The following is a 21,707-nucleotide window of genomic DNA, read 5'->3' as shown; positions in this document are numbered from 1 at the left end:
ATTAGATTCGTGGAAAAAACCGGCGGCGCAGGGTCGCGCCGCCTGTATCGGGTCATTGTCAGTCGCGCATCGGACCCGGCGCTATCACTTCGCGGGAGCCGTTGGTGTTCATGGCGGTCACCACCCCGGCCATTTCCATGGCTTCGATCATGCGGGCCGCGCGGTTGTAGCCGATCTTGAGCTTGCGCTGAACCGCGGAGATCGACGCCCGGCGGCTCTCGAGGACGAACTGCACCGCTTCGTCGTACAGCGCGTCGGTCTCGGCGTCGTCACCGTCGCCACCGCCGCCGCCACCGTCGAAGCCGCTACCGGCCTCTTCGACACCGTTGAGGATGTCGTCGTTGTACTCCGGCGCGCCACGCAACTTCCAGGCTTCCACCACCCGGTGCACTTCATCGTCGGAGACGAAGGCACCATGGACACGGATCGGCAGGCTGGTGCCCGGCGGCATGTAGAGCATGTCACCGTGACCCAGCAGCTGTTCGGCACCACCCTGGTCGATGATGGTCCGCGAGTCGATCTTGCTCGATACCTGGAACGCCATGCGGGTCGGGATGTTGGCCTTGATCAGGCCGGTGATCACGTCTACCGACGGCCGCTGGGTCGCCAGGATCAGGTGGATCCCCGCGGCACGGGCTTTCTGGGCGATCCGCGCGATCAGTTCTTCGACCTTCTTGCCGACGATCATCATCATGTCGGCGAATTCGTCGACCACCACGACGATGGTCGGCAGCTTGGTCAGCAGCGGCGCTTCGTCGTGGATGCTTTCGCGGTTGTACAGCGGGTCGGTCAGCGGCGTACCGGCTTCGATCGCTTCTTTAACCTTGGCGTTGAAGCCCGACAGGTTACGCACGCCCATCTTCGCCATCAGCTTGTAGCGCCGCTCCATCTCGGCCACGCTCCAGCGCAGGGCGTTGGCGGCGTCCTTCATGTCGGTCACCACCGGGCACAGCAGGTGCGGGATGCCTTCGTAGATCGACAGCTCGAGCATTTTCGGGTCGATCATGATCAGCTTGGCGTCTTCCGGGCCGGACTTGAACAGGATCGACAGGATCATCGCGTTCACACCCACCGACTTACCGGAACCGGTGGTACCGGCCACCAGCAGGTGAGGCATCTTCGCCAGGTCGGTGATGATCGGCTTGCCGCCGATATCGTGGCCCAGGGCCAGGGTGACCGGGGATTTGAAGTTGTCGTATTCCGGGGTCGACAGCACTTCGGAGAAGCGCACGATCTGCCGGTCTTCGTTGGGGATCTCGATACCCACGGTGGTCTTGCCGGGAATCACTTCCACCACCCGCACGCTGGTCACCGCCAGCGAACGCGCCAGGTCCTTGGCCAGGTTGGCGATACGGCTGACTTTCACCCCTGCGGCCGGCTGGATTTCGTAACGGGTAATCACCGGGCCCGGGTGGATGGAGTCCACCGACACTTCGACCCCGAACTCCTTGAGCTTGATTTCCAGCAAATGGCCGACGGCGGCCAGCGACTCGGGGGAATAGTTGAGCTGTTTCTTTTCCGCCGGATCGAGAATCGAGATAGGCGGCAAGGTGCCTTCGACCGCGCTGTCGATGAACAGCGGGACCTGTTTCTCTTTCTGCACGCGCTTGCTTGGCTCGGGCGCTTTTACCGGGGCCGGGGCGATCACCGGCGGGACCTGCTTCTCACGATCGGACATGTGCTTGCTCAGGGCCTGCTCGCGCTCGATCAGGCGCTCCTTGACCTTGGCCTGCTCACGTTTGTCGGTGACGGTCGGAGCGACCACTTCGTCGACCCGGGCATCCACTTCACGCAACTGGGCGACCAGTTGCTTGCGCTCGGTACGGGCTGCCCACCAGCGGTTGGCGGCGCCCTGGAACAGTTCGAACAGGTCCAGGGTGATCTTGCCGGTCACATCCATGACCTTGAACCAGGAAAGATCGGTAAACACGGTCAGGCCAAACAGGAACAACGCAATAAACATCAGGGTACTGCCCTGGATGTTCAGTGCGTTCTTGGCCAGGTCGCCCAGGCTTTCGCCCAGCGCCCCGCCCGCGCCGGCCGGCAGGCCAGTCGCCGCATGGAAATGGATATGCGCCAACGCGGCACCGGACAGCACCAGGAACACCAGGCCGATCAGGCGCCAGGAAAACAGCCAGCCGCTCCACTGCCACGGCTCATGGCGCTGACGGAAGATCTGATAAGTCTTGATCGCCAATAACAACGGGAAGATATAGGCGAAGTAACCCAAGACCATAAACAGGATATCGGCGCTGTAAGAACCGGCAGGACCACCGAAGTTCTGCACATCTTCGATCTTGCTGTTATGACTCCAGCCCGGATCGTCTTTGCCATATGTCAGCAATGCCATCATCAGGAACAGGCACAAGGCCCCAATGGCGATCAACGCACCTTCCTTGAGGCGGTAGTGCAATTGCTGGCGCCAGAGTGGGACTACTGTTTTAGGTGCTGCGGTGGATTTCTTCAAAACGCGTCTTTTCCTGCGCCATGGGCGCGTCCAACTGTTGATCGACTAAAAAATACTGCCCAATCCGAGCAGGTAAAAAAGTTGACGAGCGTAACTGGGGCTACTTTTAACATTCTGCCCACGCATTGCGAAACTGTAAGAGCTGCCGAGCGCAATGCCGATGTATTCCATATAGGCGTGCAAACCCGCATTGTACGGGTTTGTAAGCGCCGTGCCACGCTGCTCAATACTGGGTGTAGCATAAGTCAGGAACACTTTACGCAGTATTCAATTTGAGCACGCATTCTCTTTTGTGACAAAGGCTTATGAGGTGTTTTTATGACCGAAGCGAAGCATTCACGCCTGATCATTCTGGGCTCCGGCCCTGCCGGTTACAGCGCTGCCGTTTATGCCGCCCGCGCCAACCTCAAACCGACCGTCATCACCGGCCTGCAAGCAGGCGGCCAGTTGACCACCACCGTGGAGGTCGACAACTGGCCTGGCGATGTCGAGGGCCTGACCGGCCCGGTGCTGATGGAACGCATGCAAAAACACGCTGAACGCTTCGACACCGAGATCGTCTACGACCACATCCATACCGCGGAGTTGCAGCAGCGGCCCTTTGTCCTCAAGGGCGACAGCGGCGTCTACAGCTGCGATGCACTGATCATCGCCACCGGCGCATCGGCCCAGTACCTGGGCCTGCCCTCCGAAGAAACCTTCGCCGGCAAGGGTGTCTCGGCCTGCGCTACCTGCGACGGCTTTTTCTATCGCAATCAGGTGGTTGCCGTGGTCGGTGGCGGTAACACCGCCGTGGAGGAAGCCCTGTACCTCTCCAACATCGCCAAAGAGGTACACCTGGTGCACCGGCGCGACAAGCTGCGCGCGGAGAAAATCCTCCAGGACAAGCTGTTCGACAAAGCCGCCAAGGGCAATATCCGCCTGCACTGGAACCAGAATCTCGACGAAGTGCTGGGCGATGCCAGCGGCGTCACCGGCGCCCGCCTGCGCGATAGCCTCAGCGGAGAAATCCAGGAATTGGCGCTGACCGGCGTCTTCATCGCCATCGGCCACAAGCCCAATACGGACCTGTTCAAGGGCCAGCTGGAAATGCGCGACGGCTATCTGCTGGTCAAGGGCGGCAGCGAAGGCGACGCCACGGCCACCGGCATCCCGGGCGTGTTCGCCGCGGGCGATGTGGCCGACCATGTGTATCGCCAGGCCGTCACTTCCGCGGGCGCGGGCTGCATGGCGGCCCTGGATGCGGAGAAATTTCTCGACGACAACTGACCTCCCGACCTACGCTTGCGGCGGGCCTTGCAGGCCCCGCCACCGCCCTCCCCTTCCGCAAGTCTGAATGCCATGCTGACCTGGTTACAACGCAACAACTTCGACTTTCCCCCACTGGAAAAGGCCCTGCGCGACCCCAACGGCCTGCTGGCCGCCGGCGGCGACCTGTCGGCCGACCGACTGATCCAGGCCTATCGCCACGGCTGCTTTCCCTGGTTTTCCGAAGGCCAGCCTATCCTCTGGTGGTCACCCGACCCGCGCACCGTGTTATTTCCAGACGAACTGCATGTATCCCGCAGCCTGGGCAAGCTACTGCGCCAGCAACGCTATCAGGTCACCTTCGATCAAGATTTTGCCACGGTCATCAGCGCCTGCGCGGCGCCACGCCCTTATGCCGACGGCACCTGGATCACCGAATCGATGCAGAATGCCTACCTCGAGTTGCACAGGCGCGGCCATGCCCATTCGGTCGAAGTCTGGGATCAGGGGGCACTGGTAGGTGGACTGTATGGACTGGCAATGGGCCAGCTGTTTTTTGGCGAATCAATGTTCAGCCGGGCCGACAATGCGTCGAAATTCGGTTTCGTCACGCTGGTCCAACATTTACAGGCATGGGGCTTCGCCCTGATCGACTGCCAGATGCCCACCGACCACCTGCACAGCCTGGGCGCCCGCGCCATTCCACGCCAGGAGTTCGCCGGCTATCTGCAGCGCCATCTGGACCAGCCCAGCCGCGCCATATGGGTTTCCTAGGCGGGTTTTGCCGGTGTGGCTTACACTTAATTCAAAGCTAATCCCGAGGGTTGATTCATGACCGAGTTGGCGCGTTTGAAGTTTTATGCCACTCAACCCCACTCTTGCAGCTACCTGCCCGAAGAACAGGCGACCACGCTGTTCCTCGATCCTAGTCAGCCCATGGATGTGCATGTCTACGCAGACCTGTCGGAAATGGGCTTTCGTCGCAGTGGCGACCATCTGTACCGGCCGCATTGCCAGAACTGCAATGCCTGTGTTCCTGCACGCATTCCTGCCGCGCAGTTTGTACCCAATCGTCAGCAAAAACGCATTCTCAAACGCAATGCCGACCTGAAGGTCCAGCCTGTCAAACCGGGGTTCAGCGAAGAGTATTTCGACCTTTACCAGCGTTACATCGAGCAACGCCACGCCGATGGCGACATGTACCCGCCCAGCCGTGATCAGTTCTCGACTTTTCTGGTGCGCGACCTGCCCTTCTCCAGGTTCTACGAGTTTCGCCTCGATGGGCGCCTGCTCGCCGTGGCCGTCACCGACCTGCTGCCCAATGGCCTTTCCGCGGTCTACACCTTCTATGAACCCGATGAAGAGCGTCGCAGCCTCGGTCGCTACGCCATTCTGTGGCAAATCGGCGAGGCCTTGCGCCTGGGCCTGGACGCGGTCTACCTCGGATACTGGATCAAGAACTGCAAAAAGATGAACTACAAGACCCAATATCGGCCCATTGAGCTGCTGATCAACCAGAGATGGGTCATCCTGAACTAGAAGCCCTTGGCTTGAACCCCACTTTTCGGGCACAATGCACGCCGCTTTTGCCTGGCGCAGTTGCACCGGGCCATTCACTGGACACCGAGGGCTTTACTGCATGTCGAAAGAAGACAGCTTCGAAATGGAAGGCACTGTCGTCGACACCCTGCCCAACACCATGTTTCGTGTGGAGTTGGAAAATGGGCACGTCGTAACCGCGCATATCTCCGGCAAGATGCGCAAGAACTACATTCGTATTCTTACCGGTGACAAAGTGCGCGTCGAACTGACGCCCTATGACTTGAGCAAAGGGCGCATCACTTACCGCGCTCGCTAAGCAAGTCAATACAAGACGCCCGGCTCATGCCGGGCGTTTTTGTTTGCCTGCGATTTGCCCTGCATGCCGACAGAACAGATATAAAGACAGAACAGATATAAAAAAGGCGCCTTGCGGCGCCTTTTTCATTGCGGCCGGTCAGGCCATTTCTGCGGTGGTCTCGAACTCGAAGGTCAGCTCGCCATCCTTGATGTCGATGTGCACCACACCGCCATGTTCGGCCAGTTCGCCAAAGAGTATCTCTTCCGCCAGCGGACGCTTGATCTTGTCCTGGATCAGGCGCGCCATAGGACGAGCGCCCATGGTCACATCGTAACCACCTGCCGCCAGCCAGCTGCGGGCCGCATCGGTGACTTCCAGCTGAACGCGCTTGTCCTCCAACTGCGCCTGCAGTTCGGTAAGGAACTTGTCCACCACGCTCTTGATGACCTCATGACTGAGGCGACCAAACTGGATAATGGTGTCCAGACGGTTACGGAATTCCGGCGTGAAGCTCTTCTTGATCACTTCCATGGCATCGGAAGAGTGATCCTGATGAGTGAACCCGATGGAAGCCCGAGCCGCCGTTTCGGCGCCTGCGTTAGTGGTCATGATCACGATCACGTTGCGGAAATCCGCCTTGCGCCCGTTGTTATCGGTCAAGGTACCGTGGTCCATCACCTGCAGCAGCAGGTTGAAGACTTCCGGGTGTGCCTTTTCGATTTCATCGAGCAGCAATACGCAGTGAGGCTGCTTGGTAATCGCTTCGGTCAGCAAACCGCCCTGGTCGAAACCGACATAACCTGGAGGCGCACCGATCAGACGCGATACGGTGTGGCGCTCCATGTACTCGGACATGTCGAAACGCACCAGCTCGATGCCCAGCGCCTTGGCCAACTGCCGCGCGGCCTCGGTCTTACCGACACCGGTAGGCCCGGCGAACAGGAACGAACCGACAGGCTTGTCTGGCGATTTCAGGCCGGCACGGGACAGCTTGATCGCGGTCGACAGCGAGTCGATCGCTGCATCCTGGCCGAATACTGTCAGCTTCAGGTCGCGCTCGAGGTTACGCAGCAGCTCCTTGTCGGAACTGGTGACGTGTTTCGGCGGAATTCGCGCAATTTTCGCCACGATATCCTCGACCTGAGCCACCTCGATGCGCTTGACGCGCTTGTCGGACGGCTGCAGACGCTGATAGGCGCCCGCCTCGTCGATCACATCGATCGCTTTGTCGGGCATATGCCGGTCATTGATATAGCGCGACGCCAGTTCGGCGGCGGCACGCAATGCCTCATCGCTGTACTCGATGCCGTGGTGCAGCTCGAAACGCCCCTTGAGGCCACGCAGAATACCAATGGTGTCTTCTACCGAAGGCTCGGATACATCGACCTTCTGGAAGCGGCGAGCCAAGGCCCGGTCCTTCTCGAAAATTCCACGAAATTCCTGGAAGGTGGTCGAACCGATGCAACGGATGTCGCCCGAAGAAAGCAGCGGCTTGAGCAGGTTCGAGGCGTCCATCACCCCACCGGACGCCGCACCGGCGCCAATGATGGTGTGAATCTCGTCGATGAACAGGATCGCCTGCGGACGTTTCTTCAACTCGCCCAGCAACGCCTTGAAGCGTTTCTCGAAATCGCCGCGGTATTTGGTACCCGCCAGCAATGCACCGAGATCCAGGGAGTACACCACGCTGCTGGCCAGCAGATCAGGCACCTGGCTATCGACGATGCGTTTGGCCAGACCTTCGGCGATCGCGGTTTTACCTACACCGGCCTCGCCTACCAGCAGCGGGTTGTTCTTGCGCCGGCGCGCAAGAATCTGCGCCACACGCTCGACTTCCTGCTCACGCCCCACCAACGGGTCGATACGCCCTTGGCGCGCCAGTTCATTGAGGTTGCTGGCATAAGCATCCAGCGGATTACCTGAAGAGGAAGACTCACCGCCTTCATCGTCCTGCATATCCTGTTCACCTTCAGAATGATCGCCATGCCCGGGCACCTTGGAGATGCCATGGGCGATGTAATTGACGACATCGATACGGGCAACGCTCTGCTGTTTCAGCAGGAACACCGCCTGACTCTCTTGCTCACTGAAGATCGCAACCAGCACATTGGCGCCAGTCACTTCGCGCTTGCCCGAGCTCTGCACATGGAAGACAGCACGCTGCAGTACACGCTGGAAGCCCAGGGTTGGCTGGGTTTCGCGATCCTCGTCATGCACGGGAATCAGCGGTGTGGTGGAGTCGATGAACTCCTGCAGGTCGTGCTTGAGTTTGTCGAGGTTTGCTCCGCAGGCACGCAAAACGGTGGCGGCGGCCTCATTATCCAAAAGAGCCAACAAGAGATGCTCGACGGTCATGAACTCATGACGCTTCGAACGAGCCTCTTTGAAGGCGAGATTGAGGGTGACTTCGAGCTCGCGGTTTAACATAGCTTCACCTCATACCCAAGTGGTCGGCGTTAACCGTCCTTCTCGATTTCACAGAGTAGCGGATGCTGGCTTTCCCTGGCGTACTGGTTGACCTGCATGGCCTTGGTCTCGGCGATGTCGCGGGTAAACAATCCACATACTGCCCGTCCTTCTGTATGAACGGCCAGCATTACCTTGGTCGCCAGCTCGCGATTCAGGTTAAAAAACACCTCGAGCACTTCGACGACGAAATCCATCGGTGTGTAGTCATCATTGAACAAAACCACCTTGTACATCGGCGGAGCCTGCAACGTCGGCTTAGCTTCCTGTACAGCCAAGCCAGCGGAATCGTCGTCTTGGAAATCCGGGCGATCCTGATTGAATGTTAGTCGAATCTGGCTGATTGCATGCATGGAAAGAAAGGTTCGTTAGTTGTGCAAATACAGTGGTGGGGGCGCTCTGGGGGGATTTCAACTCCGACCGCCGGGTCACCTTGACTATCGGCAAAACGGTGTTACAACCAATAGAGCCCACATTGGGTAATAAAGGTCCGTGCAGTCAATCCTATATTGCGGATTTCGGTACGGATTAACAGGATGATACTCCAGTGATGGAGTCTGTTGCAGAGGGATATGAGCATGGCAAGCGGCAAGGTCAAGTGGTTCAACAACGCCAAGGGTTATGGCTTCATTAATGAGGAGGGCAAGAGCGACGACCTTTTCGCCCATTACTCGGCCATCGAGATGGAAGGCTACAAAACCTTGAAAGCCGGACAGGCCGTGAGTTTTGAGATCACCCAAGGGCCCAAGGGCCTGCACGCGGTGAAGATCAACTCCATCAAGACCCAGAATGCCTCCGCCGCAGCCTCCCCCCAGCAGGAAACGGTCCTGAGCTGAAACACCTGTATCCAGATCCAACCCTAAAAAACAGTCATAAAAAAACGGCCGGTTCAATCATTTGAACCGGCCGCTTCGTTTTGATGCGTACTGCTTACATGTGCGAGATCAACGCATCGCCGAATGCCGACGACGACAACAGCGTGGCGCCTTCCATCAAGCGCTCGAAGTCGTAGGTCACGGTCTTGGCACCAATGGCGCCGTTGGTGCCCTTGATGATCAGGTCGGCCGCTTCGGTCCAGCCCATGTGACGCAGCATCATTTCCGCGGAGAGAATCAGCGAACCCGGGTTCACCTGGTCCTTGCCCGCGTACTTCGGCGCCGTACCGTGGGTCGCCTCGAACATGGCCACGGTATCGGACAGGTTGGCGCCCGGAGCGATGCCGATACCGCCTACTTCGGCAGCCAGCGCGTCGGACAGATAATCGCCGTTCAGGTTGAGGGTCGCGATCACGTCATATTCGGCCGGACGCAGCAGGATCTGCTGGAGCATCGCATCGGCGATGGCGTCCTTGACGATCACATTCTTGCCGGTTTTCGGGTTCTTGAACTGCATCCACGGGCCGCCATCGAGCAGCGTCGCGCCGAACTCCTCCGCCGCTACTTCATAGGCCCATTCTTTGAAGGCACCTTCGGTGAACTTCATGATGTTGCCTTTATGCACGATGGTCAGCGAATCGCGATCGTTATCGACCACATATTGCAGCGCTTTGCGCGCCAGACGCTTGGTGCCCTGCAGAGAAACCGGCTTGACGCCGATACCGCAGTTTTCGTCGAAACGGATCTTGGTGACGCCCATTTCTTCTTTGAGGAACTTGATGACCTTGGTTGCTTCGGCGGAGCCAGCCTTCCATTCGATACCGGCGTAAATGTCTTCGGAGTTCTCACGGAAAATGGTCATGTCGACATCGCCAGGCTTCTTCACCGGGCTCGGCACGCCTTCGAACCAGCGCACCGGGCGCAGGCACACATACAGGTCAAGCTGCTGACGCAAGGCCACGTTCAGGGAACGGATACCGCCACCTACCGGAGTGGTCAGCGGGCCCTTGATGGAAACCACGTAATCCTTGACTGCGTCCAGGGTTTCCTGAGGGAGCCAGGTGTCCTGGTCGTACACTTGAGTTGCTTTCTCGCCGGCATAGACTTCCATCCAGGAGATTTTGCGCTCGCCGCCGTAGGCCTTCTTAACAGCAGCATCGACAACCTTGATCATGACCGGGCTGATATCAACGCCAATACCATCGCCTTCGATGAAAGGGATGATCGGGTTGTTAGGAACATTGAGAGAATGGTCTGCGTTGACGGTGATTTTGTCGCCGACTGCTGGAACCTGAATCTTCTTGTATCCCATGCTGAACTCCGTTGTGTGGATTGAACATCTGGCTGCGTTCGAGCGTACCCCAGTTGAATCTGGACGGGAACCTCATGTTCCACTCATCTGCCGTGAAGGCGGCGCAGTTCGTGGCCTACAAGCCTGAAAGCAAAGGGAAAAGCGCCAAACTCGAGCACTGCGCAGGACTCTACGCCGCCACCCCACCTGCGACCTTTAGACCAATGGACGAGAGCGGTTGCATATGAACCGTCGGCGTTTTGCCAGCTACCTATGTATAATGCCGCCGCTGACCACAGAGTCACGACGGCTGAGCGCTCTGCTACTGGAAAAAAGGAGCCGAGACTTTCCGCCCAAAGCCGGGCTGTTATCGCAGCCCACCCGCTTGACGCTCGACTGATGCACCCAACATCACCGCGAAGAAACCTCGATATTCGGTTCATGAATGACTTTGAACGAACGCGCTTACCCGGCGCCCCTCGAGTTTCTGCGCACGCTTTAGCAAAGAAGAGAGTTAATCCGAATATGCCCACCCGCTCGAAGATCATCTATACCTTCACCGACGAAGCCCCCGCCCTCGCCACCTACTCGCTGCTACCTATCGTCGAAGCCTTCACCGCTTCCGCTGATATTGCCGTGGAAACCCGCGACATCTCTCTCGCAGGGCGTATTCTTGCCAGCTTCCCGGAGCTGCTGGGCGACAAAGCCGTACCGGACCACCTGGCCGAGCTGGGCGACCTGGCTGTAACCCCTGAAGCCAACATCATCAAGCTGCCGAACATCAGTGCCTCGGCACCGCAGCTTCAGGCCGCGATCAAAGAGCTGCAAGCCAAGGGCTACGCCCTGCCGGACTACCCGGAAACCGTGACCAGCGACGCCGACAAAGACGCCAAGGCGCGCTACGACAAGGTCAAGGGCAGCGCCGTGAACCCGGTCCTGCGTGAAGGCAACTCCGACCGCCGCGCTCCACTGTCGGTCAAGAACTACGCGCGCAAGCACCCGCACAAAATGGGCGCCTGGGCCAAAGACTCCAAGTCCCACGTGGCTCACATGAGCCAGGGCGATTTCTACGGCAGCGAAAAAGCCGCCCTGATCGACGCCCAGGACACCGTAAAGATCGAGCTGATCGCTCAAGACGGTAGCGCTACCGTCCTGAAGGAAAAAACCGCCGTACAAGCCGGCGAGATCCTCGATTGCGCAGTCTTGAGCAAGAAAGCCCTGCGTGCTTTCGTTGCCGCCGAGATCGAAGACGCCAAGAAACAAGGCGTACTGCTGTCGGTACACCTGAAAGCCACCATGATGAAGGTTTCCGACCCGATCATGTTCGGCCAGATCGTTGCCGAGTTCTATCAGGACGCCCTGAGCAAGCACGCCGACGTGCTGAGCCAGATCGGCTTCAACCTGAACAACGGCATTGGCGACCTGTACGCCCGCATCAAGGCCCTGCCTGCAGAGCAGCAAGCTGCGATCGAAGCCGACATCCAGGCCGTCTACGCCGTGCGCCCCGCCCTGGCCATGGTCAACTCCGATAAAGGCATCACCAACCTGCACGTGCCGAGCGACGTGATCGTCGACGCCTCGATGCCGGCCATGATCCGTGACTCCGGCAAGATGTGGGGCACCGACGGCCAGTTGCACGATACCAAGGCGCTGATCCCGGATCGCTGCTACGCCACCATCTACCAGGCGGTGATCGAAGACTGCAAGGCCAACGGCGCCTTCGACCCGACCACCATGGGCAGCGTGCCGAACGTTGGCCTGATGGCGAAGAAAGCCGAAGAGTACGGCTCCCACGACAAGACCTTCCAGATCAAGGCTGACGGCGTCGTACGCGTCACCGACAGCAAGGGCAACCTGCTGCTGGAACAGGCCGTCGAAGCCGGCGATATCTTCCGCATGTGCCAGACCAAGGACGCGCCGATCCAGGATTGGGTCAAACTGGCCGTCAACCGCGCTCGCGCAAGCAGCACTCCAGCGATTTTCTGGCTGGACCCGATGCGCGCCCACGACGGCGTGATGATCGAGAAGGTCCAGGCGTACCTGAAGGATCACGACACCGCTGGCCTGGACATCCGTGTCATGTCGCCAGTCGACGCCATGAAGTTCACCCTGGCCCGCACCCGCGAAGGCAAGGACACCATCTCCGTCACCGGCAACGTGCTGCGCGACTACCTGACCGACCTGTTCCCGATCATGGAACTGGGCACCAGCGCCAAGATGCTGTCGATCGTGCCGCTGATGAACGGTGGCGGCCTGTTCGAAACCGGCGCCGGCGGTTCGGCTCCTAAGCATGTGCAGCAGCTGCTGGAAGAGAACTTCCTGCGCTGGGACTCCCTGGGTGAGTTCCTGGCCCTGGCCGCTTCCCTGGAGCACCTGGGCAACACCTACAACAACCCGAAAGCGCTGGTACTGGCCAAGACTCTCGACCAGGCAACCGGTCAGTTCCTGGACAACAACAAGTCGCCATCGCGCAAAGTCGGCAACATCGACAACCGCGGCAGCCACTTCTACCTGGCGCTGTACTGGGCCCAGGCCCTGGCCGCCCAGACCGAAGATGCCGCCCTGCAAGCGCAGTTCAGCACCCTGGCCAAGACCCTGACCGAGAACGAAGCGACCATCGTCGCCGAGCTCAACGGCGTTCAAGGCAAGCCAGTGGACATCGGCGGCTACTACAGCGCCAACCCTGAGCTGGTGAGCAAGGCCATGCGCCCAAGCGCCACCCTCAACGCGGCTATCGCTGCGCTGGTCTAAGCAACACCGCTGTAATACAAACCCCGGCCAGGTGCCGGGGTTTGTGCTTTTTTGGACAACACCCTCCCTGTAGGAGCGAAGCTTGCTCGCGATAGTGGCGCTGCGGTGAGTCAGGCGAAACGCGCTGCTTTCATCGCGAGCCAGCTTCGCTCCTACAGGACTGGCGTTCGCCTTATGATGACCACCCACTCAAGACAGAGCTTTATATATGGAATGGCAACCCCACATCACCGTCGCCACCATCATTGAGAACCAGGGACGCTTTCTGTTCGTCGAGGAGTTCCAGGGCGACCAGGCGGTGTTCAACCAGCCCGCAGGGCACCTGGATCCGGACGAAAGCCTGCTCCAGGCCGCCATTCGCGAAACCCTGGAAGAAACCGGCTGGGACATCGAGCTGACCGGCGTGGTCGGCATCTATCTGTACACCGCCCCCAGCAATGGCGTGACCTACCAGCGCGTCTGCTTTGCCGGCAAACCGCTCAGGCACCACCCCGATTACCCACTGGACGACGGCATCATCGGCCCGCGCTGGCTGAGCCGCGACGAACTGCTGGCCTTGCGCCCGCAATGGCGCAGCGAGTTGATCATCCGCTGCGTCGACGACTATCTGGCCGGGCAACTGCACAGCCTCGAGCTGATCCGTCCGTCGCTTTAACCGCAGTTTTAGCCTTGCAGGCCTCAGCCTGTTAGAATCGCGTCCTTTTTCAAGACACCCGTTAAATTCCTATGCGTGATCCAGCCCCTTCTGACACCCAAAAGAAGCGCGTCATCGTCGGCATGTCCGGCGGCGTGGACTCTTCCGTTTCCGCCCTCCTGCTGATGGAGCAGGGTTACCAGGTGGAAGGCCTGTTCATGAAGAACTGGGAGGAAGACGACGGAACCGAGTACTGCACCGCCATGGACGACCTCGCGGACGCCCAGGCCGTGTGCGACAAGATTGGCATCAAGCTGCACACCGCTAACTTCGCCGCCGAGTACTGGGACAATGTGTTCGAGCACTTCCTGGCCGAATACAAGGCCGGCCGCACGCCGAACCCGGACATCCTGTGCAACCGTGAAATCAAGTTCAAGGCGTTCCTCGACTACGCCATGATGCTCGGCGCCGACCTGATCGCCACCGGCCACTATGTGCGCCGCCGCGACATCGACGGGCGCACCGAACTGCTCAAGGGCCTGGACCCGAACAAGGACCAGAGCTACTTCCTGCACGCCGTCGGCGGCGAGCAGATCGCCAAGACCCTGTTCCCGGTCGGCGAGCTGGAAAAGCCCGAAGTCCGCGCGATCGCCGAGAAACACGACCTGGCCACCGCCAAGAAGAAGGACTCCACCGGTATCTGCTTTATTGGTGAGCGACGCTTCAGCGACTTCCTCAAGCAATACCTGCCGGCCCAGCCCGGCGAGATCAAGACCACCGAAGGTGAAGTGATCGGCCGTCACCACGGCCTGATGTACCACACCATCGGCCAGCGCCAGGGCCTGGGCATCGGCGGCCTCAAGGACGCCGGCGATGAGCCGTGGTACGTGCTGATCAAGGACCTGGAACACAACGAGCTGATCGTTGGCCAGGGCAACGATCACCCGTGGCTGTTCTCCCGCGCCCTGCTCGCCTCCGACATCTATTGGGTCAACCCGATCGACTTGAGCCAACCGCGCCGCCTCACCGCGAAAGTGCGCTACCGCCAGAGCGACCAGCCTTGCACCCTGGAAAAGACCGCCAACGGCTACCGCGCCACCTTCGATGACCCGCAACGCGCGGTCACCCCTGGCCAATCCGTAGTCTTCTATGACGGCGACATCTGTCTGGGCGGCGGTGTGATCGAAGTCGCAGAGCCCTGGAGCAGCAAGGCATGAGCCCGACCCAGGAACAACTGACGGCACTGGGTGGCGTGTTTCTCGCCGCCGTCCTGGTGGACAAGATCGCCAAGACCGGCCAGGTCACCGAAGCGGCCTTGAGCTGCATGCTCGGCAGCCTGCTGATCCGCGACCCGAAAGACACCCTGGAAGTCTACGGTGGCGACGACATCAATCTACGCGAGGGTTATCGCGCCCTGATCGGCGCCCTGGAACGTGACCCCAGCACCCTGCAGCGCGAGCCGCTGCGCTATGCCCTGTCGATGCTCGGTCTCGAGCGCCAGCTGGCCAAGCGCGACGACCTGCTGGAAATCATCGGCAAGCGCCTGCCGCAGATTCAGTCCCAGGTCGAACATTTCGGCCCGGCCCACGAAAACGTGATTGCCGCCTGCGGCTCGCTGTATCAGGACACCCTGAGCACCCTGCGCCAGCGGATCCAGGTGCATGGCGACATGCGCAACCTGCAGCAGCCGAGCAACGCCTCGAAGATCCGCGCCCTGCTGTTGGCCGGCATCCGCTCGGCGCGCCTGTGGCGCCAGTTGGGTGGCCACCGCTGGCAGCTGGTGATCAGCCGCCGCAAACTGCTCAAAGAGCTTTATCCGCTGATGCGCAGCAGCTGAACTGCGCCCGCAAGACCTTTTGTAGTCAGTAACGCGTAAGACGCTGGTCAGTTGGCAACGGACCGGCGGATATTTTCATGTATGATACGCGCCCCATTTCGTTGCCCGACTGTCCGAGAACACCCCATGCAGCTCTCTTCGCTCACTGCGGTTTCCCCTGTTGACGGCCGCTACGCCGGCAAAACCCAGGCCCTGCGCCCCATTTTCAGCGAATACGGCCTGATCCGTGCTCGTGTCCTGGTTGAAGTGCGCTGGCTCCAGCGCCTGGCCGCCCATTCCGCCATCAGCGAAGTACCGGCATTCTCCGCCGAAGCCAACGCTGTGCTGAACACCCTGGCGGAAAACTTCTCTCTGGAACACGCCGAGCGCGTCAAAGAGATCGAACGCACCACCAACCACGACGTCAAGGCGATCGAGTACCTGCTCAAGGAACAGGCCGCCAAGCTGCCTGAACTGGCGAACGTCAGCGAATTCATCCACTTCGCCTGCACCAGCGAGGACATCAACAACCTGTCCCACGCCCTGATGCTGCGCGAAGGCCGCGACGAGGTGATGCTGCCGCTGATGCGCCAGACCGCCGGGGCCATCCGCGAACTGGCCCTGCGCTTCGCCGACGTGCCAATGCTGTCGCGCACCCACGGCCAGCCGGCCTCGCCGACCACCCTGGGCAAAGAGCTGGCGAACGTGGTGTACCGCCTGGAGCGCCAGATCGCTCAGGTCGCCGCCGTGCCGCTGCTGGGCAAGATCAACGGCGCCGTGGGCAACTACAACGCGCACCTGTCGGCCTACCCGGAAATCGACTGGGAAGCCAACGCCCGCGCCTTCATCGAAGACGAGCTGGGCCTGAGCTTCAACCCGTACACCACGCAGATCGAGCCGCACGACTACATCGCCGAGCTGTTCGACGCCATCGCCCGCTTCAACACCATCCTGATCGACTTCGATCGCGATATCTGGGGCTACATCTCCCTGGGCTACTTCAAGCAGCGCACCATTGCCGGCGAAATCGGTTCCTCGACCATGCCGCACAAGGTCAACCCGATCGACTTCGAGAACTCCGAAGGCAACCTGGGCATCGCCAACGCGCTGTTCCAGCACCTGGCGAGCAAACTGCCGATCTCCCGCTGGCAGCGCGACCTGACCGACTCCACCGTCCTGCGTAACCTCGGTGTCGGTTTCGCCCACAGCGTGATCGCTTACGAAGCCAGCCTCAAAGGCATCAGCAAGCTGGAGCTCAACGCCCAGAAGATCGCCGAAGACCTGGATGCCTGTTGGGAAGTCCTGGCCGAGCCGATCCAGACTGTGATGCGCCGCTACAACATCGAAAACCCGTACGAAAAACTCAAGGAACTGACTCGTGGCAAGGGCATCAGCCCTGAAGCGCTGCAGACCTTCATCGACGCGTTGGAAATGCCTGAAGCCGCCAAGGCCGAGCTGAAAAAGCTCACCCCGGCCAGCTACATCGGTAATGCCGCGGCCCAAGCCAAACGCATCTGATCGATGGCAAGACCTTTGACGCCCGGCAGCGCCGGGCGTTTTTATTCCCGTATGAAAAGTGCATTTTTTCAATAGGTTACACATGAATCCTGATATTCCTCTTCAACTTCTGGGCGGCATCAGCGCACGGGAATTCCTGCGTGACTACTGGCAGAAAAAGCCCCTGCTGATCCGTCAGGCCCTGCCCGACTTCGAAAGCCCGATCGACGCCGACGAACTGGCCGGCCTGGCGCTGGAAGAAGAGGTCGAGTCGCGCCTGGTCATCGAACACGGCGAACGCCCTTGGGAACTGCGCCGCGGCCCGTTCGCCGAAGACGAGTTCAGCAAGCTGCCGGAGCGTGACTGGACCCTGCTGGTCCAGGCTGTCGACCAGTTCGTGCCGGAAGTCGCCGAACTGCTGGAACATTTCCGCTTCCTGCCGAGCTGGCGCATCGACGACGTGATGATCAGCTTCGCCGCTCCCGGCGGTAACGTCGGTCCGCACTTCGATAACTACGATGTGTTCCTGCTGCAAGGCCACGGCAAGCGCAACTGGAAGATCGGCCAGATGTGCGACGCCGAGAGCCCACTGCTGCAGCACGCGGACCTGCGTATCCTCGCCGAGTTCGAAGAAACCGAGAGCTGGGTCCTGGAACCCGGCGACATGCTCTACCTGCCACCGCGCCTGGCCCACTATGGCGTCGCGGTGAACGACTGCATGACCTACTCGGTGGGCTTCCGCGCCCCGAGCGCCGCCGAAGTGCTGACCCACTTCACCGACTTCCTCAGCCAGTACCTGCCGGACGAAGACCGCTATACCGACGCCGACGTGCAACCTGTCAGCGACCCGCACCAGATCCAGCACGACGCCCTCGACCGCCTCAAGGGCCTGCTGGCCGAGCACATGAGCGACGAGCGCATGCTGCTGACCTGGTTCGGCCAGTTCATGACCGAGCCGCGCTACCCGGAACTGGTGGTCGGCCCCGAGCTGGAAGAAGAAGACCTGCTCGGCAGCCTCGAACAGGGCGCCATACTGATCCGCAACCCGAGCGCGCGCCTGGCCTGGTCCGAAGTCGACGACGACCTGCTGCTGTTCGCCAGCGGCCAGAGCCGTTATCTGCCGGGCAAGCTGCGTGAACTGCTGAAGATGATTTGCGCCGCCGACGCGCTGCACCTCGACAACCTCGGCCCATGGCTGGCGGACGACGATGGACGCGGCCTGCTGTGCGAACTGGTCAAGCAAGGAAGCCTGGGATTTGCCGATGAATAAGATTCGCGTACGTGTCGCAGACTGGCAAAAGGATAACGCCGAGATCCGGCGCATTCGTGAAGCGGTGTTCATCGTCGAGCAATCCGTCCCGCCCGAACTGGAGTGGGACGCCGACGACGACAGCGCGGTGCATTTCCTCGCGCTCGAAGGCGACTTTCCGATCGGCACCGCACGCCTGCTGCCCGACGGGCAGGTCGGCCGGGTATCGGTCCTCAAGGACTGGCGCGGCCTGAAGGTCGGCGACGCACTGATGCAAGCAGTGATCGGCGAAGCCGAGAAACGCGGCCTCAAGCAGCTGATGCTCAGCGCCCAGGTTCAGGCCACCGCCTTCTACGAGCGCCTGGGCTTCAGTATCGTCAGCGAGGAATTCCTGGAAGCAGGCATTCCTCACGTCGACATGGTCCGCGGCAGCGCCTGAGCAAGCTCTGCGCAGCAGCGAGCCTGCTGGCGATATCCTGCCAGCCGTCACAAAACGCCCCGCCCTCCCCGGATCCAGCAAGCTAAGCTGGCTCCCTGGAGGCCGGGGCGTTTTGCCATCGGCGATTCAACTTGCCCCACCGCGAGCCGACAAACTGTCAAACTCAAGGCTTCCACCCCTAGCGGAGATAACGGACATGTCCCTACGCACCCTGCTCACGACGCTGCTGCTGACTGCGAGCTTTTCAGTCACGGCCGCGACCGAGATCGTGCCCCTGAACAACCGCACCAGCGCCGACCTGCTGCCCGTCGCCCAGAACTTCCTCGGCAAGGAAGGCCGGGTCAGCGCCTACGGCAACCAGCTGATCGTCAACGCTGAACCGGAGAAGATCGAGGAACTGCGCGCCTTCATCGCGCAACTGGATACCGCCGCCAAACGCCTGCTGATCACGGTCGACACCAACGAAAACAACACCCAGAACAATCAGGGTTATTCGGTCAACGGAGCTCCGCAAACCCGCACCATTACCCACAGCACCGTCAGCCGCGATGGCGGCATACAGCAGATTCAGGCCAGCGAAGGCATACCGGCCCTGATCCAGGTCGGCCAGAGCGTGCCACTGACCACCACCCAGACCGACCCTTACGGTCGCCTGCAGAACCAGACCCAGTATCGCAATGTCACCCAGGGCTTCTACGTCACGGCCACCGTCACCGGCGAAACCGTTCACCTGAGCATCAGTACCAACCGTGACCGAATGAGCCAGGAACGTCCCGATGTAGTGAATGTGCAAAGTACCGACACAACTGTCAGCGGCCGTCTTGGCGAGTGGATCACCCTGGCCGGCGTCAATCGCCAGAACCAGGCCGACAAACAGGCTGGAACCCGCAGCTACTCGACTCAGGGCCGGGATGACATGACCTTGCGAGTGAAAGTCGACGCCTTGGACTAAAGCACCGAAAACTGACTGATTAGTCGTATTAGACCAAAGATGTAGTGATATAAAAAAAGCACTACAAAACGTTTGACGAGGCAAAAAACCGAAGGCATGATGGCCTCGCTCCCGCTAATCAGGGGCCCTGGCAAGGGCCTTCGGATCGCCGCTCTAACCTACCCACCTGAGCCGATTCGTGTCTGTACCGCCCACAAGGTGTGTTTGACGAGATTGCGACTGGAACGAGGTTGTCCCGAGGGACGGAAGCTAATTAGGTAGATCGGCAACACACTGATGGTTCGTATGAAGGCCCACGACGCCCGAATGCGCCCGACAGCTGGCCCTCACCTGCTCACTTTCCCCTTGAGCCCATCGTTCACCCGTCGCCATCTGCGCCATAGCCGACTTGACCGCCTAGACTTCTGGTCAGCGAGCAGCCAATTACGCACCTTTGATCCTGCGTATCTGGTGGAGCAAGAATTTTCCACCCCAGACCTATGCGACGAGGTTTATCTCCATGGCACTGACACGCGAACAGCAAATTGCAGCCCTTGAAAAAGACTGGGCTGAAAACCCGCGCTGGAAAGGCGTGACTCGCACTTATTCCGCTGCCGACGTTGTCCGTCTGCGTGGCTCGGTTCAACCTGAGCACACCCTGGCACGCATGGGCGCCGAGAAGCTCTGGAACCTGGTGACCCAGGGTGCCAAACCGTCCTTCCGCCCTGAGAAAGATTTCGTCAACTGCATGGGCGCCCTGACCGGCGGCCAGGCGGTACAGCAAGTCAAAGCCGGCATCCAGGCTATCTACCTGTCGGGCTGGCAGGTTGCCGCGGACAACAACTCCGCCGAATCGATGTACCCGGACCAGTCGCTGTACCCGGTGGACTCCGTGCCGACCGTGGTCAAGCGCATCAACAACTCGTTCCGCCGCGCCGACCAGATCCAGTGGAAATCCGGCAAGAACCCGGGCGACGAAGGCTACATCGACTACTTCGCGCCAATCGTGGCTGACGCCGAAGCCGGTTTCGGCGGCGTGCTGAACGCCTACGAGCTGATGAAGAGCATGATCGAAGCAGGCGCTGCCGGCGTTCACTTCGAAGACCAGCTGGCTTCCGTGAAAAAATGCGGCCACATGGGCGGCAAGGTACTGGTTCCGACCCAGGAAGCCGTACAGAAGCTGACCGCTGCCCGTCTGGCGGCCGACGTTGCCGGCGTACCGACCATCATCCTGGCCCGTACCGACGCCAACGCTGCCGACCTGCTGACTTCCGACTGCGACCCGTACGACCAGCCGTTCGTGACTGGCACCCGTACCCAGGAAGGCTTCTATAAAGTGCGCGCCGGCCTCGACCAGGCCATCGCTCGCGGCCTGGCCTACGCGCCGTACGCCGACCTGATCTGGTGCGAAACCGCCAAGCCGGACCTGGACGAGGCCCGTCGCTTCGCCGAAGCGATCAAGAAGGAATACCCGGACCAGATCCTGTCGTACAACTGCTCGCCTTCCTTCAACTGGAAGAAGAACCTGGACGACGCGACCATCGCCAAGTTCCAGCGCGAACTGTCCGCCATGGGCTACAAGCACCAGTTCATCACCCTGGCCGGCATTCACAACATGTGGCACAGCATGTTCAACCTGGCGCACGACTACGCCCGCAACGACATGACCGCCTACGTGAAGCTGCAGGAGCAGGAATTCGCTGACGCCGCCAAGGGCTACACCTTCGTGGCTCACCAGCAGGAAGTGGGCACCGGATACTTCGACGACATGACCACCGTGATCCAGGGTGGCTCGTCTTCGGTCACCGCACTGACCGGCTCCACTGAAGAAGAACAGTTCCACTGATTCGACTTCACGCTGAAAAACGGCCATTGCAGACCCGGTAAAAGCTAACTGCAGTGCCGCACATCTGACGCCCCGACTGGTTCGGGGCGTTTTTTTTGCCTGCGACTTTTGCAGCGTCACCGACCAACCCCAAGCTCCAGGAGGAACGAGCCAGCTCGCGATGACCTCGCCCGAGCCTATTGCCAATCAGGCAAAACATTGATCCAGAGCGGTATGCGTGGAGGAAAAAGCGGGTAAAAGGGGCCGCTCGCAACTTGCAGTAACGAGCATATAAAAGACAACTTAGCGGCTCTTCATGGGAATCATTGTTTAAAAGCAGCGCCAAATAATATTGATTATCATTTAGAGATGGCGATA

At 60.2% G+C, this 21,707-nt stretch carries 18 protein-coding genes; 14 read left to right on the top strand and 4 right to left on the bottom strand.

Going from position 1 to position 21,707, the window contains the following annotated elements:
• Positions 1-58 precede the first annotated feature (58 nt).
• The gene (gene ftsK / locus J4D28_RS06585) at positions 59-2,467 is read right to left on the bottom strand and encodes a DNA translocase FtsK (RefSeq protein ID WP_009049771.1); all 2,409 of its coding nucleotides are present in this window, start codon (positions 2,465-2,467) and stop codon (positions 59-61) included.
• A gap of 318 nt (positions 2,468-2,785) precedes the next feature.
• On the opposite strand from ftsK, the gene trxB reads away from it, so the two are divergent.
• The 4 genes from trxB to infA all read left to right on the top strand — a co-directional run bounded on the left by trxB (position 2,786) and on the right by infA (position 5,573).
• Complete coding sequence (gene trxB / locus J4D28_RS06580) at positions 2,786-3,736, top strand: thioredoxin-disulfide reductase (protein WP_016701883.1); 951 nt, start codon at positions 2,786-2,788, stop codon at positions 3,734-3,736.
• A gap of 72 nt (positions 3,737-3,808) precedes the next feature.
• The gene (gene aat, locus J4D28_RS06575) at positions 3,809-4,489 is read left to right on the top strand and encodes a leucyl/phenylalanyl-tRNA--protein transferase (protein ID WP_016701884.1); all 681 of its coding nucleotides are present in this window, start codon (positions 3,809-3,811) and stop codon (positions 4,487-4,489) included.
• A 57-nt stretch (positions 4,490-4,546) separates the two neighbouring features.
• Entirely contained in the window at positions 4,547-5,254 is a 708-nt protein-coding gene (locus tag J4D28_RS06570; protein WP_007929216.1) for an arginyltransferase, read from the top strand.
• A gap of 100 nt (positions 5,255-5,354) precedes the next feature.
• Positions 5,355-5,573, top strand: a complete 219-nt coding sequence (infA, locus tag J4D28_RS06565; protein WP_002553999.1) for a translation initiation factor IF-1 — start codon at positions 5,355-5,357, stop codon at positions 5,571-5,573.
• 138 nt (positions 5,574-5,711) lie between these two features.
• Here the strand turns inward: infA and clpA are convergent, their stop codons facing one another.
• Positions 5,712-7,982: an ATP-dependent Clp protease ATP-binding subunit ClpA gene (gene clpA / locus J4D28_RS06560; protein WP_009049774.1), complete on the bottom strand. Its 2,271-nt coding sequence runs from the start codon at positions 7,980-7,982 to the stop codon at positions 5,712-5,714.
• Positions 7,983-8,011: 29 nt separating this feature from the next.
• A complete protein-coding gene (gene clpS / locus J4D28_RS06555) occupies positions 8,012-8,374 on the bottom strand; it encodes an ATP-dependent Clp protease adapter ClpS (RefSeq protein ID WP_009044582.1) in 363 nt (120 codons plus the stop codon).
• Positions 8,375-8,599: 225 nt separating this feature from the next.
• On the opposite strand from clpS, the gene cspD reads away from it, so the two are divergent.
• A complete protein-coding gene (gene cspD, locus J4D28_RS06550; protein WP_009049775.1) occupies positions 8,600-8,857 on the top strand; it encodes a cold shock domain-containing protein CspD in 258 nt (85 codons plus the stop codon).
• A gap of 94 nt (positions 8,858-8,951) precedes the next feature.
• On the opposite strand, the gene icd is transcribed toward cspD, so the two are convergent.
• The gene (gene icd / locus J4D28_RS06545; RefSeq protein WP_007929208.1) at positions 8,952-10,208 is read right to left on the bottom strand and encodes an NADP-dependent isocitrate dehydrogenase; all 1,257 of its coding nucleotides are present in this window, start codon (positions 10,206-10,208) and stop codon (positions 8,952-8,954) included.
• Between the two features lie 504 nt (positions 10,209-10,712).
• On the opposite strand from icd, the gene J4D28_RS06540 reads away from it, so the two are divergent.
• The 9 genes from J4D28_RS06540 (at position 10,713) to aceA (ending at position 21,350) form a co-directional block, all read left to right on the top strand.
• Complete coding sequence (locus J4D28_RS06540) at positions 10,713-12,938, top strand: NADP-dependent isocitrate dehydrogenase (protein ID WP_009049776.1); 2,226 nt, start codon at positions 10,713-10,715, stop codon at positions 12,936-12,938.
• 208 nt (positions 12,939-13,146) lie between these two features.
• Positions 13,147-13,593 (top strand): NUDIX hydrolase, encoded by a 447-nt coding sequence (locus J4D28_RS06535; protein ID WP_103331606.1) that lies wholly within the window; start codon positions 13,147-13,149, stop codon positions 13,591-13,593.
• A 71-nt stretch (positions 13,594-13,664) separates the two neighbouring features.
• Positions 13,665-14,789: a tRNA 2-thiouridine(34) synthase MnmA gene (gene mnmA, locus J4D28_RS06530; RefSeq protein WP_009049778.1), complete on the top strand. Its 1,125-nt coding sequence runs from the start codon at positions 13,665-13,667 to the stop codon at positions 14,787-14,789.
• Positions 14,786-15,409 carry a high frequency lysogenization protein HflD gene (hflD, locus tag J4D28_RS06525; protein ID WP_009049779.1) on the top strand — a complete coding sequence of 208 codons (624 nt, stop codon included), beginning with the start codon at positions 14,786-14,788 and terminating at the stop codon, positions 15,407-15,409. Before mnmA ends, hflD begins: the two co-directional genes overlap by 4 nt.
• A gap of 126 nt (positions 15,410-15,535) precedes the next feature.
• Positions 15,536-16,906 (top strand): adenylosuccinate lyase, encoded by a 1,371-nt coding sequence (purB, locus tag J4D28_RS06520; protein WP_007929192.1) that lies wholly within the window; start codon positions 15,536-15,538, stop codon positions 16,904-16,906.
• Positions 16,907-16,988: 82 nt separating this feature from the next.
• Entirely contained in the window at positions 16,989-18,155 is a 1,167-nt protein-coding gene (locus tag J4D28_RS06515; protein WP_016701891.1) for a cupin domain-containing protein, read from the top strand.
• Positions 18,148-18,573 (top strand): GNAT family N-acetyltransferase, encoded by a 426-nt coding sequence (locus J4D28_RS06510; protein WP_041986238.1) that lies wholly within the window; start codon positions 18,148-18,150, stop codon positions 18,571-18,573. Before J4D28_RS06515 ends, J4D28_RS06510 begins: the two co-directional genes overlap by 8 nt.
• Before the next feature lie 196 nt (positions 18,574-18,769).
• Entirely contained in the window at positions 18,770-19,525 is a 756-nt protein-coding gene (locus tag J4D28_RS06505; protein ID WP_103331605.1) for a secretin N-terminal domain-containing protein, read from the top strand.
• A gap of 499 nt (positions 19,526-20,024) precedes the next feature.
• The gene (gene aceA / locus J4D28_RS06500; RefSeq protein WP_007929188.1) at positions 20,025-21,350 is read left to right on the top strand and encodes an isocitrate lyase; all 1,326 of its coding nucleotides are present in this window, start codon (positions 20,025-20,027) and stop codon (positions 21,348-21,350) included.
• Positions 21,351-21,707: the final 357 nt, after the last annotated feature.

Source organism: Pseudomonas sp. GW531-T4 (assembly GCF_017349615.1).
GTDB classification, from domain to species: Bacteria; Pseudomonadota; Gammaproteobacteria; order Pseudomonadales; family Pseudomonadaceae; genus Aquipseudomonas; species Aquipseudomonas chlororaphis_I.
Note: the sequence above shows the minus strand (reverse complement) of the source record. Positions and strands in the feature narration are given on the sequence as shown.